The organism is Microbacterium sp. BK668 (assembly GCF_004362195.1).
Lineage (GTDB): Bacteria > Actinomycetota > Actinomycetes > Actinomycetales > Microbacteriaceae > Microbacterium.
In genome coordinates this window covers 55,686-71,433 of sequence record NZ_SNWG01000004.1, presented here as the reverse complement: position 1 = coordinate 71,433, position 15,748 = coordinate 55,686, and the positions used below count along the sequence as shown (strand labels likewise).

The 15,748-nt window shown below is 71.9% G+C and carries 12 protein-coding genes; 6 read left to right on the top strand and 6 right to left on the bottom strand.

Features of this window, described 5'->3' with window-relative positions:
• Positions 1-4: 4 nt before the first annotated feature.
• The 3 genes from EV279_RS16630 to EV279_RS16620 all read right to left on the bottom strand — a co-directional run bounded on the left by EV279_RS16630 (position 5) and on the right by EV279_RS16620 (position 3,929).
• Positions 5-1,720 (bottom strand): DUF6350 family protein, encoded by a 1,716-nt coding sequence (locus EV279_RS16630; RefSeq protein WP_133546049.1) that lies wholly within the window; start codon positions 1,718-1,720, stop codon positions 5-7.
• Positions 1,721-1,806: 86 nt separating this feature from the next.
• On the bottom strand, positions 1,807-3,369 hold the full coding sequence (locus tag EV279_RS16625; protein WP_133546047.1) for a polysaccharide deacetylase family protein: 1,563 nt from the start codon (positions 3,367-3,369) through the stop codon (positions 1,807-1,809).
• Positions 3,366-3,929 carry a hypothetical protein gene (locus EV279_RS16620; protein ID WP_133546045.1) on the bottom strand — a complete coding sequence of 188 codons (564 nt, stop codon included), beginning with the start codon at positions 3,927-3,929 and terminating at the stop codon, positions 3,366-3,368. The genes EV279_RS16625 and EV279_RS16620 overlap by 4 nt, the downstream gene beginning before the upstream one ends.
• A 124-nt stretch (positions 3,930-4,053) precedes the next feature.
• On the opposite strand from EV279_RS16620, the gene EV279_RS16615 reads away from it, so the two are divergent.
• Positions 4,054-5,520, top strand: coding sequence for an NCS2 family permease (locus tag EV279_RS16615; protein ID WP_133546043.1), 1,467 nt, complete (start codon positions 4,054-4,056; stop codon positions 5,518-5,520).
• A gap of 202 nt (positions 5,521-5,722) precedes the next feature.
• On the opposite strand, the gene sucD is transcribed toward EV279_RS16615, so the two are convergent.
• Both sucD and sucC read right to left on the bottom strand, forming a co-directional pair.
• A complete protein-coding gene (gene sucD, locus EV279_RS16610) occupies positions 5,723-6,625 on the bottom strand; it encodes a succinate--CoA ligase subunit alpha (protein WP_133546041.1) in 903 nt (300 codons plus the stop codon).
• Positions 6,626-6,673: 48 nt separating this feature from the next.
• A complete protein-coding gene (gene sucC / locus EV279_RS16605; protein WP_133546039.1) occupies positions 6,674-7,837 on the bottom strand; it encodes an ADP-forming succinate--CoA ligase subunit beta in 1,164 nt (387 codons plus the stop codon).
• A gap of 283 nt (positions 7,838-8,120) precedes the next feature.
• On the opposite strand from sucC, the gene EV279_RS16600 reads away from it, so the two are divergent.
• The 3 genes from EV279_RS16600 (at position 8,121) to EV279_RS16590 (ending at position 12,790) form a co-directional block, all read left to right on the top strand.
• Positions 8,121-8,798, top strand: a complete 678-nt coding sequence (locus EV279_RS16600) for a TetR/AcrR family transcriptional regulator (protein ID WP_133546037.1) — start codon at positions 8,121-8,123, stop codon at positions 8,796-8,798.
• A gap of 72 nt (positions 8,799-8,870) precedes the next feature.
• Positions 8,871-11,585 carry a cation-transporting P-type ATPase gene (locus EV279_RS16595; RefSeq protein WP_133546035.1) on the top strand — a complete coding sequence of 905 codons (2,715 nt, stop codon included), beginning with the start codon at positions 8,871-8,873 and terminating at the stop codon, positions 11,583-11,585.
• 86 nt (positions 11,586-11,671) lie between these two features.
• A complete protein-coding gene (locus EV279_RS16590) occupies positions 11,672-12,790 on the top strand; it encodes an alcohol dehydrogenase catalytic domain-containing protein (RefSeq protein ID WP_133546034.1) in 1,119 nt (372 codons plus the stop codon).
• A 17-nt stretch (positions 12,791-12,807) separates the two neighbouring features.
• Here EV279_RS16590 and EV279_RS16585 read toward each other — a convergent pair whose 3' ends face one another.
• A complete protein-coding gene (locus EV279_RS16585) occupies positions 12,808-13,545 on the bottom strand; it encodes an SDR family oxidoreductase (RefSeq protein WP_133546032.1) in 738 nt (245 codons plus the stop codon).
• A gap of 217 nt (positions 13,546-13,762) precedes the next feature.
• Between EV279_RS16585 and EV279_RS16580 the strand changes: the two genes are divergently transcribed.
• Together EV279_RS16580 and EV279_RS16575 are read left to right on the top strand one after the other, a co-directional pair.
• The gene (locus EV279_RS16580; protein WP_133546030.1) at positions 13,763-14,995 is read left to right on the top strand and encodes an acyl-CoA dehydrogenase family protein; all 1,233 of its coding nucleotides are present in this window, start codon (positions 13,763-13,765) and stop codon (positions 14,993-14,995) included.
• A gap of 524 nt (positions 14,996-15,519) precedes the next feature.
• A complete protein-coding gene (locus EV279_RS16575) occupies positions 15,520-15,708 on the top strand; it encodes a hypothetical protein (RefSeq protein ID WP_133546028.1) in 189 nt (62 codons plus the stop codon).
• Positions 15,709-15,748 lie beyond the last annotated feature (40 nt).

Here is a 15,748-nt window from a genome sequence, read left to right as displayed (position 1 = left end):
CCGGCTAGTCTACCGACGGCCGCTTCGGCGGCGTGTCCGGCGCCGGGGGGAGCTCGATCGGAGCCGTCACGGCGTCGGGCTCGGCCGTCGCCCCGCCGGTGCCGGCGAGCCGTTCGGGCGACGCCGGAGGCACGCTCCGCTCGCTCGCAGGGGCGGATGGGTCGGGCGACGCCGACTCGGCGGGAGGCGGGAGCGGCGCCATCCACGGAGGCGTCGGCACGGTCTCGTCACCCGCGTTCGCGGGCGCAGCGGTCTCCGGCGCGACATCCAGCGGCCGGTCCCCGGAGCCGCGACGACCCGAGAGGAGCAGGATGCCGGCGCCGACCGCAGTCTCCAGGCCCACCGCGAGGGCGACCGGCCCCGGAGCAGGCCCCATCTCGGAGAGCCGGCCGGGTCCCGCCGATCCCGACGCGAAGGCGGCGAGGAGGGCGGCCGCGCCCGCGGCGGCGACGGCGATTCCGATCGTGACGGCGAGGCGTGGAAGAAACGGCTCGTGAACCGCCGGACGAGCGGTCGGGGACGCGGCATCCGCGGCGGCCGGCTCCACGGCCGGCGCCTCGGCCGCCGGCTCCACGGCCGCCGGCTCCCGGCTCGCGGCGAGCAGGCCCTCGAGGCTCGAGCGGCGGGCATCGCCGGTCTGCGCGACGCTCGTCGAGGCTACCGCCGGCGGGGCCGCGGGCGAGGCATCCACCCTCTTCTCCGGGCGTCGCGCGCGACCCTGCGGGACGTACCCCGCCGCGGCGAGAAGGCGCGAGCGGGCCGCCCAGCCGGCAAGGGCTCCGACGCCGATGGGGAGGAGGACGATCAGCAGGAGCCAGGGGGACGTCGACTCCGGGATCGCCCCGAGGATCGGCACGCCCGGCACGACGCCGACCTGCGTGCCTGACGGCGAGACCGCCGAGCCCGCGCCCAGGCTGAAGCCGGGGCCGGCCGCGAAGGACATCCCCCACACGACGAGCGTGGGCAGGTAGGCGAACTGGGCGAGCGTCACCGCGGTGGCGCCGAGGAGATCGAGGTTCGCCGCTTGATACAGCGCGACGATGTCGCCGGCACGGGCCGTGAGGGCGACGGCGACGAGAAGCGCCCCGACCCCGACGAGACCCGTCACGGCCACCGCCGACGCCCGCGCCGAGACGCCCACGACATCGCCCCACCCGCCGCGCCATGCCTCGGTGCGGTCACGGATCCGTGCGACGACGCCGTCCGGCGCTTCTCTCCACTCGGCGACGACGGCGGCGACGAGAGCGGGCACGGCGTAGACGAGCGTCGGGAAGAGGATCGCCTGCCACACCTCGGCGACGGCGACCGGATTCTGCGACGTGAGCGAGACGAGCGTCGCGAGGGCCGCCACCACGAGGGTTCCGGTTCCGACCCCGGTAGCCCACGCGTCGGCCCGCGACGCACGCACGCCTGAGCGTGCGGCGAAGACGCCGGTGAAGGTCGCGAAGGCGAGCGGGGCGAGGGAGAGGACGAAGGATGCCGCGGCTTCGTCGATCCCCGTTACCGCGAGGTAGTCGCCGGGCAGCGTGACCTGCAAGGGGGCGAGGTGCCCGAACTGCCACACCGCCGCGCCCGCCGGCCAGAGAGCGGTCCAGTCGGCGGTGTCGCCGAGGCCCAGCACCCAGACGAGGGTGAGGGGAGCCAGGATCGCGGCGATCCCGACGGCGACCGCGATGGCGGCGTCGAAGGCTGCGAGGAGGGCGACGATCAGGCGGTGCATGCGACTTCCGACCCTACCCACCGCTTCCGAGGCGCCTCCGCGGGCACGCCCGGTGTCGAGGGATCCGGGAGCCTCGGGCGACGGACTCAGCGGGCGGAGCGCCAGGCGCCCGACGCCGGGAACTCCCCACGGAAGAGCTGCACGAGGTTGACGACCGAGAACCCGCGGTCTCGCAGGCCTTCGTAGGCGGCGGCTGCGGTGCGCGCGGTGTTGCCGTGCACGTCGTGCTGCAGCACGATCGACCCCGGCGAGGGCTGATCCACGACGCGGCGCAGCAGCTCGTCGTCGGCCGGTCCCTGCCAGTCGAGGGTGTCGATGTCCCACAGGATCGCCGGCATCCCCGCGATGCGGAGGATGTCCTGATTCCAGTCGCCGTACGGCGGGCGGAAGGCGATCGGGGCGACGCCGGTCGCCGCCGAGATCGCCGCGTTCGTGTCGGCGAGCTGCGTGGCGACCTGCGGGCCGGGAAGCCTCGGCAGGTGAGGGTGGCTCCAGGTGTGGTTCTCGACGAGGTGCCCCTCCCGCACCGCGCGCTTCATGGTCCCCCCGTACTGCCTCGCCTTCTGCCCGAGCACGAAGAAGGTCGCCGACGACTCGGAGGCGGCGAGGGCGTCGAGGATGCGGGGCGTGAGGTCGGAGGGTCCGTCGTCGTACGTCAGGCCGACGCAGGGGATGAGGCGGCAGTCGATCCGGTCCCACCCCGCGGGCTGGTCGGCGGGGCCCGCGTACGGCTCGCCCGCCTCCGCGAGGACGGTCTCGCCGAAGGGCGACGCGAGGGAACGGGCGAGCGCCGCGTCGATGCGGAAGGTCTTGGGCTCGGCCGTCGGCGCGATCCCGGCGGCGGCGAGCGCGGGCCCGGTGAAGCCGGCGGGAAGCGTGATCGCGAACCCGCCGCCCTCGGCCGGGACGGTGGAGGCGAGCGCCGCCTGCATGGCCGCGGCCTCCTCTCCCCCGGGGCTGACCGCCGGAGCGAGGCTCAGCGCGCCGGCATCGCGGCGGGTCGCCTCGACGACGTGTTCGGCGAGGGCGGCGGCCGCGGCATCCGTCCACAGTCCCGCGGCCTGCACGACCTCACCCGTGCGCGTGTCGGTGTAGAAGACGGCGGAGGTGTCGGCGACGACCCCGTCGGCCGACCCCGTCACGATGCGCAGGCGCTCGGCGAAGAGGGCTCCCGCGGCGACGACGACATCGCACACGACGGCCGCTCCGGCTCCGCCCGCCGGACCGAGCGCGGGGTCGGCGAGCACCTCGCCGGCCGGGCGCACCGTCGACCCCTCGACGCACGCGCGATCGGCGAGCCCGGCGCCGGCGGGATGCACCTGTGGCGAATAGGCGATCCCCGATGCTCCCGCACGGGCATCGATCGCAGCGCGGACGAATGAGTCGACCGCATCGTTGAACGGGTCGACGAGCGCCCCCCGGCCGGGAAGATAGGTGAAGCGCGCCTGCAGGCCAAGGCCGTCGTGCCGGATGCGCTGGGCGACCAGCCCAGGCACAGCGGCGGAGGCGACTGTCGGGGGTTCGCTGTCGAGCACGCCGACCTCGGTCGCCGGCCAGCCCGGCGGCTGCCACGACGTGTCGACGGCGGGCGCGCAGCCGGCGAGCACGAATACGACGGCGGCGAGGAGGGCGAGGCGGCGGCGTCTCATGGGTCGATGCGCTCCACGAGCTCGGCCAGCGCGGGGCGATACGTGTCGAGCGTGACCTCGTCGGACGTGGCGGCGACCACCGCGATCGCGTCCTCCGCGCCGGCGCCGGACGCCAGGCCGCCGGCGAGGAATCGATCACCGATGTCGATGTGGCGGAAGGTCGCGCCCGATCGCAGCGTCTCGCTGAGCGGGCGGCTCCGCTCCCCCTCCCCGGCGTGCGACGCGGCCTCGTCGAGGGCGGACTGCGCGGCCCGATCGAGACCGCCGTCCACCGCCGTCAGCCGCACGGTCAGCACACCGTCCGGCGATCGGACGGTGACGCGGTCCGCCCCGCCGCCGACCACGACCCACCCCGAGGGGACGACCACCGAGGCCCCGGCATCCCCGATTTCCACCGCAGCGACGCCGTCAGCGACCTCGGAGCCGATGTTCGCGACGGCGGGCGGGACGATCGCGGCAGCGGCGCCCGCGATGACAGCGGAGAGGACGACGCCCGCCGCGGTCGCGATGACGAGGTCCCACGGATGGCGCGGGAAGGCGCGCCGCGTCCGCTGTTCCATCTGGCCCCCTCGCACCGGGCGCCCCCGCCCGGATGGCATTGCACCACAAGAATCATCCCGCCACGGTGCTCCGACCGCGTGCCACGGCGGCTAACGTCGAATCCGGAAATCCTGGAGGCTGCCTGTGACCACTACGCCGTCGCGCGCGACCGACGTCGCCGAACCACGCGGACGCGTCGATCGCTTCTTCGAGATCACCGGGCGCGGCTCGACGCCGGGTGCCGAGGTGCGCGGGGGGCTCGTGACCTTCGTCACGATGGCCTACATCGTCATCCTCAACCCGATCATCCTGTCGGGGAGCGCGGATGTCGCGGGCGACACCCTCGGCTTCTCGCAGGTCGCCGCCGTCACGGCGCTCACCGCCGGCGTCATGACGATCCTCTTCGGCCTCGTCTCGCGGCTGCCGTTCGCCTTCGCGGCGGGCCTCGGCATCAACTCGTACCTCGCCGTGAGCGTCGTCGGCGAGGTGACCTGGCCGGAGGCGATGGGGCTGGTCGTCATCAACGGCCTCATCATCGTGCTGCTGGCCGCCACGGGTTTGCGCCGTCTCATCTTCAACGCCGTGCCCGTCGCCCTCAAGACGGCCATCACGGTCGGCATCGGCCTGTTCATCGCCTTCATCGGGTTCGTCGACGCAGGCTTCGTGACGTCGACGGGCCTCGGCTCTCCCCCCGTCGGGCTCGGCGTGGACGGCTCGATCGCGACCGTCCCGACGCTGCTGTTCGTCCTGACGCTGCTGCTGTGCGCCGTCCTCATGGCGCTCCGCGTGCGCGCGGCCCTCCTCATCGGGCTCGTCGCCGGCACGGTGCTCGCGATCGTCGCCGAGGCGATCTGGCACTTCGGCCCGGCCGTCGGGCCGGACGGGGAGGTGACGGTCGGAGGCTGGGGCCTGTCGGTGCCCGCGCTGCCGGCGAATCTCGTGAGCCTTCCGGACCTCAGCCTCGTCGGGCAGGTCGACCTGTTCGGCGCCTTTGCGCGCATCGGCGCGCCGGCGGCGATCGGCCTCATCTTCACGCTCGTCTTCACCAACTTCTTCGACGCGATGGGCACCATGACCGGGCTCTCGCGCGAGGCCGGACTCGCCGACCCCCGGGGAGATTTCCCGCGCCTGCGCTCGGCGCTCATCGTGGAGGGCGTGGGCGCCGTCGCGGGCGGCTTCACGTCGTCATCGTCGAACACCGTCTTCGTCGAGTCCGCGTCGGGAATCGGCGAGGGCGCGCGCACGGGCCTTGCCAACCTGGTGACGGGGGCGCTGTTCCTCGCCGCGATGTTCTTCACGCCGCTCACGACGGTCGTGCCGTCGGAGGTCGCGGCCGCCGCGCTCGTGATCGTCGGCGCGCTCATGATGTCGCAGATCCGTCACGTCGACCTCAGCGACTTCTCCGTGCTGGTGCCGGTCTTCCTCACGGTGACGGTGATGCCCTTCACCTACTCGATCGCAAACGGCATCGGCGCGGGCTTCATCTCGTGGGTCGTCGTCCGCTCGGTCACGGGCAAGGCGAAGGAGATCAGCCCCCTGCTCTGGATCGTCGCGGCCGGGTTCGTCCTCTACTTCGCGCGCGGGCCGATCTCCGCCGCGTTCGGCATCTGACGGCTCGGGATGCCGCGTCCCGGCCCGGGCGCGGCATCCGTCGCCTTCGCTAGGTGCACAACTCCGGAGATCTGCACTTCTCAGGACCGGGAAGCGCTTCGCGCTCCTCCGTTGTGCAGATCTCCTCCGTTGTGGCGGGCAGGCCGGGCAGACGACGAGGGGCGGATGCCGCAGCATCCGCCCCTCGATCCCGCCGTGCGGGCTACAGCGACTCGATGATCTCGCGCATCAGCGCGGCGGTTTCGGACGGCGTCTTGCCGACCTTGACGCCGGCGGCCTCGAGGGCCTCCTTCTTCGCCTGCGCGGTGCCCGCCGAGCCCGACACGATGGCGCCGGCGTGGCCCATCGTCTTGCCCTCGGGGGCCGTGAATCCGGCGACGTAGCCGACGACCGGCTTGGTCACGTTGGCCGCGATGAAGTCGGCCGCGCGCTCCTCGGCGTCGCCGCCGATCTCGCCGATCATGACGATCGCCTTGGTCTCGGGGTCGGCCTCGAAGGCCTCGAGCGCATCGATGTGCGTCGTGCCGATGATCGGGTCGCCGCCGATGCCGATGGCCGTCGAGAAGCCGAGGTCGCGCAGCTCGTACATCATCTGGTACGTCAGGGTTCCCGACTTCGAGACGAGCCCGATCGGGCCCTTGCCGGTGATGTTCGCGGGAGTGATGCCCACGAGCGCCTCGTCGGGCGTGATGATGCCCGGGCAGTTCGGTCCGATGATGCGGGTCGTGTTGCCCTTCGACTTGGCGTAGGCCCACGCCTCGGCGGTGTCGCCGACCGGCACGCCCTCGGTGATGACGACGAGCAGCGGGATCTCGGCGTCGATGGCCTCGATCATCGCGGCCTTCGTGAAGGCGGCGGGGACGAAGGCGATCGAGACGTCGGCGCCCGTCTTCTCGATCGCCTCGGCGACCGATCCGAAGACGGGCAGCTCGACGCCGTTGCCGTCCGCGTCGCGGTGGAGCACCGTCGTGCCGGCCTTGCGCGCGTTGACACCGCCGACGACCTGCGTGCCGGCCTTGAGCATGAGAGCGGTGTGCTTGGTCCCCTCGCCGCCGGTGATGCCCTGGACGATGACCTTGGAGTTCTTGTCAAGGAAGATCGACATGTTTCAGATTCCTTATGTTGTGATCCGGTCGCTGAGCTTGTCGCGGCGTCAGGCGTTCGCGAGCTCGGCGGCCTTGTCGGCGCCCTCGTCCATCGTGGCGGCGAGCGTCACGAGCGGGTGGTTCGCCTCCTGCAGGATGCGACGACCCTCCTCGACGCGGTTGCCGTCGATGCGGACGACGAGCGGCTTGGTCGCCGACGACCCGAGCTCGGCGAGCGCGCCGACGATGCCCTTCGCGACGGCGTCGCACGCCGTGATGCCGCCGAAGACGTTGACGAAGACCGACTTGACCTGCGGGTCGCCGAGGATGACGTCCAGGCCCGCGGCCATGACCTCCGCCGAAGCGCCGCCGCCGATGTCGAGGAAGTTCGCGGGCTTGACGCCGCCGTGGTTCTCGCCCGCATAGGCGACGACGTCGAGGGTCGACATGACCAGGCCCGCGCCGTTGCCGATGATGCCGACCTGACCGTCGAGCTTGACGTAGTTGAGGTCGTTCTCCTTGGCCTTCGCCTCGAGCGGGTCGGCCGCGGCCTTATCCTCGAGGAGGGCGTGGCCGGCGTGGCGGAACTCGGCGTTCTCGTCGAGCGAGACCTTGCCGTCGAGGGCGATGATCTCGCCGTCCTCCGACTGGATGAGGGGGTTGACCTCGACGAGGGTGGCATCCTCGCCCTTGTAGACCTGGAAGAGCTTGACGAAGACGTCGGCGACCTTCGGCGCGAGCTCGTCGTCGAAGTTCGCGGCCTTCGCTATCTCGAGCGCCTTGGCCTGGTCGATCCCCGTCAGCGGGTCGACCTCGATGCGCGCGAGCGCCTCCGGCTTCTCGACGGCGAGCTGCTCGATCTCCATGCCGCCCTCCACGCTCGCGAGCGAGAGGTACGAGCGGTTCGCGCGGTCGAGCAGCACCGAGAAGTAGAACTCCTTGGCGATGCGGGCGCCGCCCGCGATCATGACGCGCTTGACGACGTGTCCCTTGATGTCGAGGCCGAGGATCGCCTTCGCGGCCTCGTAGGCCTCGTCGGGGGTCTTGGCGACCTTGACGCCGCCGGCCTTGCCGCGGCCGCCGGTCTTGACCTGCGCCTTCACGACGACGACGCCGCCGAGCTTCTCCGCCGCCGCCTTCGCCTCCTCGGGGGTGTCGGCGACGATGCCCGGAAGCACCGGCACCTCGTACTTCTCGAACAGATCGCGTGCCTGGTACTCGTACAGATCCACAGTGCAGTCCTTCGCTGGGGGCGAATGTGGGGGAAACGGCCGAGAGATCTCTCGATGTCGAGAGATCGACCAGTCCCCCAGCCTACTACCGACGACGGAGCGGTCCGTGCCGGTGCCCATCGTCGCCGCCTCCGCGTTCCGCGCCGGTGTGCGGTCGTCGCCGCCTCCGCGTTCCGCGCCGGTGTGCGGTCGTCGCCGCCTCCGCGTTCCGCGCCGGTGTGCGGTCGCGGCAGACCCCGCGGTTCGCCGGAGAACACGACGAGCCCGCCATTAGGCTCTGCGCATGAGCGACACCGCTTCGGCAACCGCCCCGCGCCACGCCGTCGTGTCCGCGGCTCTCGACCTCTTCGCGCAGCAGGGCTTCGAGGCCACCTCCGTCGAGCAGATCGCCCAGGCCGCGGGCATCTCGCGCTCCACCTTCTTCCGCCAGTTCGGCGGAAAGGACGACGTCGTCTTCGCCGATCACGAGCTGCTGCTGGACGGTCTGCGCGCCTACCTCTCCCAGCCGCACGAGAATCCGTGGGCGGCCGTGTGCGAGGCATCCCTCTGGGTCTTCAAGCAGTTCACCGCCGACCCCGAGCTCGCCCGGCGACGCTACGCGGTCGTGCGCGGCGTGCCGGCGCTGCGCGAGCGGGAGATCGTCACCGTGTTCCGGTACGAGCGGCTCTTCGACGAGTACCTGCGCCAGTCGCTGCCGGGCCTCGAGCCGCTCGACGCCGTCGGGTTCGCCGCCCTCGTGACGGCCGTGCACAATCACGTGCTGCGCCAGCTCCTGCGCGGGACGAAGCGCGTGCCGGTCTCGGTGCTGCGCCGCGCTCTCGACGACGTGATGCGCCGCTACGGCGTGCATCCGGAGGGGGCGGATGCCGCGCCCGACGACCTCGTGGTCGCGGTGTTCCCCCGGTCGATGCCGTCGGCCGAGGTCGCACGCCGCGTCGGGCGCCGGCTCGGGTCGGGCTAGTCGCCGGATCCCTCGCCCACGGCGGCTGATGCGCCGCCTCGGCTCCGCGGGCGCGGGACTAGTTTCGGCCCCATGAGCACTGTCGACACCCCCGCGAGCGCCCCGTGGTTCACGCAGGACGGCGACGCCGTCGTCGCCTCGTTCCGCAGCGATCGGGAGCGCGGTCTGACGCAGGCCGATGCCGCCAGGCGGCTCGCCGAGCACGGACCCAACGCGATCGCCGCCGAGCCGGCCCCGTCGGTCTGGCAGGTGGCGCTGCGCCAGCTCGCCGACCCGATGAACATCATGCTGGTGGTCGTCGCGATCATCAGCCTCGTCATCAATCAGCTGAGCGTCGGGATCCTCGTCGGAGCCCTCGTCATCTTGAACGTCGTCCTCGGCACGCGGCAGGAGCTGAAGGCCAAGGCATCCGTCGACGCCCTCGCCAAGATGCAGATCCCGAAGGCCAAGGTCATCCGCGACGGCACGCTCGCTCAGGTGGATGCGACGACGCTCGTCCCCGGTGACATCGTGACGCTCGAGGCGGGCGACATCGTCCCCGCCGACGGACGCATCCTGCGTTCGGCCACGCTCGAGACGCAGGAGGCGGCGCTCACGGGCGAGAGCGCGCCGATCGCGAAGGATGCCGCGTCCCTGGACGCTCCCGACACGACGCTCGGCGACCGCGCCAACATGGTCTTCCAGAACACCCAGGTCACCCGGGGCACCGCGGCGATCGTCGTGACCGACACCGGCATGGACACGCAGATGGGACGCATCGCGACGATGCTCTCGGCGGTCAAGCCGTCGAAGTCCCCGCTGCAGCGCGAGCTCGACTCGCTGACGGGGGTGCTCGGCTGGATCGCGTGGGGCGCCGTCGCGGTCATCGTCATCACGGGTCTGCTGCGTGGCCAGCCCGTGGCATCCGTCATCCTCCTCGGCATCTCGATGGCCATCTCGGCGATCCCCACCGGCATGCCGTCGTTCGTCCAGGCGATGCTCTCGTACGGCTCGCGTCAGCTCGCCGAGCACAAGGCCGTCGTGAAGAACCTCACCGACGTCGAGACGCTGGGCGCGACGAGCGCGATCAACTCCGACAAGACCGGCACGCTCACGATGAACGAGATGACGGTCGAGTCGCTCTACCTCGCGGGCGAGTGGTTCACGGTGGGCGGGAGCGGCTACGAGAAGTCGGGCGAGATCCGGCGGGTCGCGGGCTCCGCGAACCCCGACTTCACCCCGCTCGCCCTCGGCCTCACCCTCTGCAGCGACGCCACGGTGTCGGACGACGGCGTCGTGGTCGGCGATCCGACCGAGGCGGCTCTCGTCGTGCTTGCGGCGAAGATGGGGGCGGATGCCGAGCTGACCCGCGCACAGTACCCGCGTGCGGCGGAGGTGCCGTTCGACTCGGCCTACAAGTTCATGGCGACCTTCCACACGCTGCCGCGCGAGGGCGGCGAGCAGCTCATCGCCCTGGTCAAGGGCGGCCCCGACGTCGTGCTCGACCGCTGCGCGAGCGTCCTGACCGCCGACGGCGCCGCACCGATCGCCGACAGGCGGCAGGCCGTGCTCGATGCGAACCGGCAGCTGTCGGAGCAGGGGCTCCGGGTGCTTGCGTTCGCGTTCCGGCGCTTCGCGCCCGGCACGCCCGTGCCGGCCGACCCGATGGCGGAGGTGCAGGACCTGACCCTGGCGGGGCTCGTCGGGATCATCGACCCGCTCCGCCCGTCGTCGAAGGAGGCGGTGCGCATCGCGCGTGAGGCGGGCATCGAGGTGCGGATGATCACGGGCGATCACGCCATCACGGCGGCCGCGATCGGCGCGAAGCTCGGTCTCGGCGCGGGCGCGGCGAGCGGCGCCGAGATCCAGGCGATGAGCGACGAGGAGCTGAAGGCGAAGCTGCCCGATCTGCACGTGTTCGGGCGCGTCACGCCCGAGGACAAGCTGCGCCTGGCCCGCCTCATGCAGGAGGACGGCGCGGTCGTCGCCATGACCGGCGACGCCGTGAACGACGCGGCGGCGCTCAAGCAAGCCGACATCGGCGTCGCGATGGGCTCCGGGAGCGACGTGACCAAGCAGGCGGGGAAGATGATCCTCGTCGACGACAACTTCGGCACCCTCGTCACGGCCGTGCGCCTGGGCCGCGCGATCTACGAGAAGATCGTCAGCTACGTCCGGTACCAGATGGCGCAGCTCTTCTCGCTCGTGCTGCTGTTCCTCGTCGCGAGCATCTTCGACATCAACGACGGCGTCCCGCTCACGCCGATCATGGTGCTCTTCCTCAACTTCTTCGTGACGATCTTCCCCGTCATCGTCATCATGCTCGATCCCGTTCCCGACGGCATCATGCAGAAGCCTCCCCGCGACCCGAAGAAGACGATCGCCAACCGCAAGGCCGTCGTCCTCTGGTTCGTCTACGGCGGTCTGATCTTCCTCACCTCGCTCATCCCGCTCTTGATCTACCCCGACCAGCTCAGCTCCACCGCTCCCAACGTCCCCGTCACGATGACCTTCGTCATCGCGGCGTTCGGATCGATCCTCGGGGGCGTCGCGATCCGCCGCGACCCGGAGTCGGGGCTCACACCGCCGATCCTGAAGGCGGTCAAGTGGCTCTCGATCCCGATCGTCATCACGGTCGCCGCGGTAGAGATCGGGTTCCTGCAGCGACTCATCGGCACGACCTCCCTCGACGGGGACCAGTGGCTGATCTGCGTGGGACTCGCGCTCATCGTCCCGGTGTTCGTCGAGGTCGAGAAGTGGGTGCGCCGGCGCCGGCTCGCGCCGCGGGAAGGGATGCTGCGCCCCTGACGCACGTTCTTCGTCCCGCGGCCCGGCTCCCTAACGCAGGCGCTCACGTGTCGCAGACTGGAGCGACGCCGAGAGAAGGAGGTCGCGTGCGCATCACGGGAGCCGTGCTCGAGACATCCGGCGCGCGGGCGCCGTTCACGACATCCCGACCCTTCACTGTGGGCGAGCTGGACCTCGATCCTCCGCAGGACGGCGAGCTGCTCGTGCGCATCGAGGCAGCCGGGGTGTGCCACTCCGACCTCAGCGTCGTCGACGGCAACCGCCCTCGCCCGACGCCCATGCTGCTCGGTCACGAGGCCGCCGGCATCGTCGAGGAGATCGGCGGCGGCATCACCGACGTCGTCCGCGGCGACCGTGTGGTCATGACCTTCCTCCCCCGATGCGGGGAGTGCGCCGGATGTCTCACGGACGGGCGACTGCCCTGCGACGTCGGCACGGCGGCCAACACCGCCGGCGTCCTGGTCGGCGGCGGCATCCGCCTGCACCGCGAAGATCCCGGCGGCGCAACGCAGGAGGTGCGCCACCACCTCGGTGTGAGCGCCTTCGCGACGCACGCGGTCGTGAGCCGCACGTCCGTCGTGCGGGTCGACCCCGTCGTGCCGGCCGACGTCGCGGCGCTCCTCGGCTGCGCGGTGCTCACCGGCGGCGGAGCTGTCATCAACGCCGGTCGTCCGGCGCCGGGTTCGACGGTCGGCGTGGTCGGACTCGGCGGCGTCGGCATGGCAGCGCTCCTGGTCGCCGTCGCCCTCGGGCACCAGGTCGTCGCGGTCGACGTCGTGGAGGGCAAGCGCGACCTCGCCCGCCGGCTCGGCGCGGCAACGGCGGTGAGTCCCGACGATGCGGCCGAGCGCGGCATCCGTCTTCCCCTCGTGATCGAGGCCGCCGGCTCCGCCCGCGCGTTCGAGACGTCGTTCGCCCTGACCGCGCCGGGCGGGACGACCGTGACCGTCGGCCTTCCCGCCCCGCACGCCCGGGCCGAGATCTCACCGCTCGCGCTGACCGCCGGGGCCCGCACGGTGATCGGCAGCTATCTCGGGTCGGCCGTGCCCGAGCGCGACATCCCCCGCTACGTCGAGCTCTGGCGCGAGGGCCGCCTGCCCCTCGAACGGCTCGTCTCGTCGCGCATCCGCCTCGACGAGCTTCCTGCCGCGATGGACCGCCTTGCGCTCGGGGGCGAGCTGCGCCAGCTCATCGGATTCGACTGACGCCGTGCCGGAGCGACTCAGGCGAGGGGCCGGATGCTCGACCCTCCGTCGATGACGAGGGTCTCGCCCGTGATCCAGGCCGCGTCGTCTGACAGCAGGAACGCCACGGGTCCGGCGACGTCGTCGATCTCTCCCAGCCGGCGGAGCGGGTAGGCGGCGGATGCCTCCTCCTCGCGCCCCTCGTAGAGCGGGCGGGCGAAGGCCGTCTTGATGACGGCCGGGGCGACGGCGTTCACTCGTATGCCGGGAGCGAGCTCCCACGCGAGCTGCATCGTGAGGTTGATGACCGCGGCTTTCGAGATGCCGTAGACGGCGATGCCGGGACTCGCGCCGAGGCCGGCGACCGATGCGAGGTTCACGACGGACCTCGTGAGGCCCGCCGCGACGGCGGCCTTCGTCCACTCGAGCGTCGCGAGCACGTTGACCTCGAGGATCTTGCGGGCGGCGCTCGGGTCGACCTCGGCGATCGGACCGTAGGCCGGGTTGATGCCGGCGTTGTTGACGAGGTGGTCGAGCCGGCCGTGGCGCTCCGCGAGATGCGCGAAGACCTGGGCGCGATGCTCGGAGTCGTCGGCGCGTCCGGCGACGGCGCTCGCGGCATCCCCGAGCTCCTTCACCGCCGTGTCGAGGGCGTCCTGCTTGCGCCCGGTGAGGACGACCTGGGCACCTTCGGCGACGAGCCGGCGCGCGACGGCGAAGCCGATCCCGCGGCTTGCTCCTGTGAGCAGCGCGACCCGTCCCTCGAACCTTCCCACCGGACCTCCTCGTCCTTCGGCGCGCGGCCGATGCGGCGAAGGTAGCACGGCGATTGGGTTCGCATCCCCCACGATGGTGCGCGCGCCGCGCGCGTGCGGCGTACGGGCGACTCCCGTCTCGCGCCGGCGCGGTTGGAGTGACACTGCGTCCGAGAAAACCTGAGACTGAGTTCCAGTAGAATCGAGGCATCCGTCCCCTGCATCTGGAGGCAGAACCGTGTCAGACTTCAGCGCCCGCCCCGGTCAGACCGTCGAGAGCTACGACGTGACGCGTCGCCTCGGCACCGACTACTACGCCGTCTTCGACGACATCCCCGCGGCGGATCGGGCTGTCTGGGAGCGCGCGCAGGCCTTCGTCGACGAGGTCGGCGAGCGGATGCGCGCGGCCTGGGACCGGGCGGAGTACCCGCTCGACCTGGCACGCCGGCTCGGCGAGCTCGACCTCCTCAACGACGGCATCGAGCACCCGGACCTCACGCCGTTCTCGCCGCTGGCAGCGGGCCTGGTCAACATGGAGGTCTCGCGCGGCGACGGCTCGCTCGGCACCGTCGTCGCGGTGCAGGGCGGCCTCGCCCTCCGCACGCTCGCGCTCTTCGGCAGTCCGGCGCAGCAGGAGGCGTGGCTCGGGCCCATCGCGCGCGCCGAGGTGCCGGCAGCTTTCGCGCTCACGGAGCCGGATCACGGCTCGGACTCGGTTTCGCTCGAGACGGCGGCCCGGCGCGACGGCGACGAGTGGGTGCTCAACGGAGCCAAGAAGTGGATCGGCAACGGCGCCTCGGGCGGCGTCACCTTCGTGTGGGCGCGCGTCGACGACGAGGGCGCCGCCGAGCACGGCGCCGTCCGCTGCTTCCTCGTCGAGCAGAGCAGTCCCGGCTACACCGGCACGGTCATCGAGGGCAAGGGGTCGCTGCGCGGCATCCACCAGGCGCACATCGCCCTCGACGACGTCCGGGTTCCGCTCGAGGCCGTGCTGCCCGGCTCCAGGAGCTTCAAGGACGCCTCGACCGTCCTGTACTCGACGCGCTCGGGTGTCGCGTGGTCGGCGCTCGGCCACGCGACCGCCTGCTACGAGGCGGCCCTCTCCTACTCGCAGCAGCGCGTGCAGTTCGGCAAGCCACTCGCGAAGTTCCAGATGGTGCAGGAGCGCCTGGCGCAGATGCTCGAGGAGCTCACGGCGATGCAGCTCTACTGCCGGCACCTCGCCGACCTCGAGCTGTCCGGCGGCCTGCGGCCGACGCAGGCTTCGCTCGCCAAGTACCACAACACGCGCGCCGCGCGGCGGATCGCGGCATCCGCGCGCGACCTCCTCGGCGGCAACGGCATCCTGCTCGAGAACGGCGTCATGCAGCACATGGCCGACATCGAGGCGATTCACACGTACGAGGGGACGGAGTCGATCCAGGCTCTGCTCATCGGCCGCGACATCACCGGGATGAGCGCCTTCGCCTGACCCGCCTCGGCACGGATTTCGCCCTTCACGGGGACGGATGCCTCGTCCCGGTCACGCTTCACTGGGCGCAGATCGCCGCACACGCCGCCCGCGAGCGACGGAATGCGCCCAGTGAACGAAGGCGCCAGCCGAGCGGGGACGGATGCCTCGTCCCGGTCACGCTTCACTGGGCGCGGATCGTCGCACACGCCGCCTGCGAGCGACGGAATACGCCAAGTGAACGAAGGCGCCAGCCGAGCGGGGACGGATGGCTCGTCCCGGTCACGCTTCACTGGGCGCAGATCGCCGCACACGCCGCCCGCGAGCGACGGAATGCGCCAACCCAGGGACGGCGCCGAGCGAGCGGACGGATGCCTCGGCCCCGGCGCGTCCGGTGGCGCGCGGCCGCGCGCCTAAGACGTCGGCCCCGCACCTAAGGCGAGGAGCGCCGCGAAGATCAGGCATCCGCCCAATGAGGCGGCCCCGCCTTACCGAGGAGAGTCGTACCTGTCAGAAGCCCGCAGGGGCGAGAACAGGAGAGCGACATGGATGCCATGACCTTCGCAGCGAGCCGACTCGCCGCACACCGCGACGCCGAACTGCAGCGCGAGATCGCGATCCGCGCGGCCCACGCTCGGCGAGCCGCCGCTCGCGCCACCGCAACCCCGGACGGCGGCATGGCGGCCGCGGTGTGCGGGCAGCAGGAGCTCGCGCTCGCCGGGCCTAGCTCTTGACGCGCGTCGGGCCGGCGCACCGGCCGGTGCGACAGGCGGA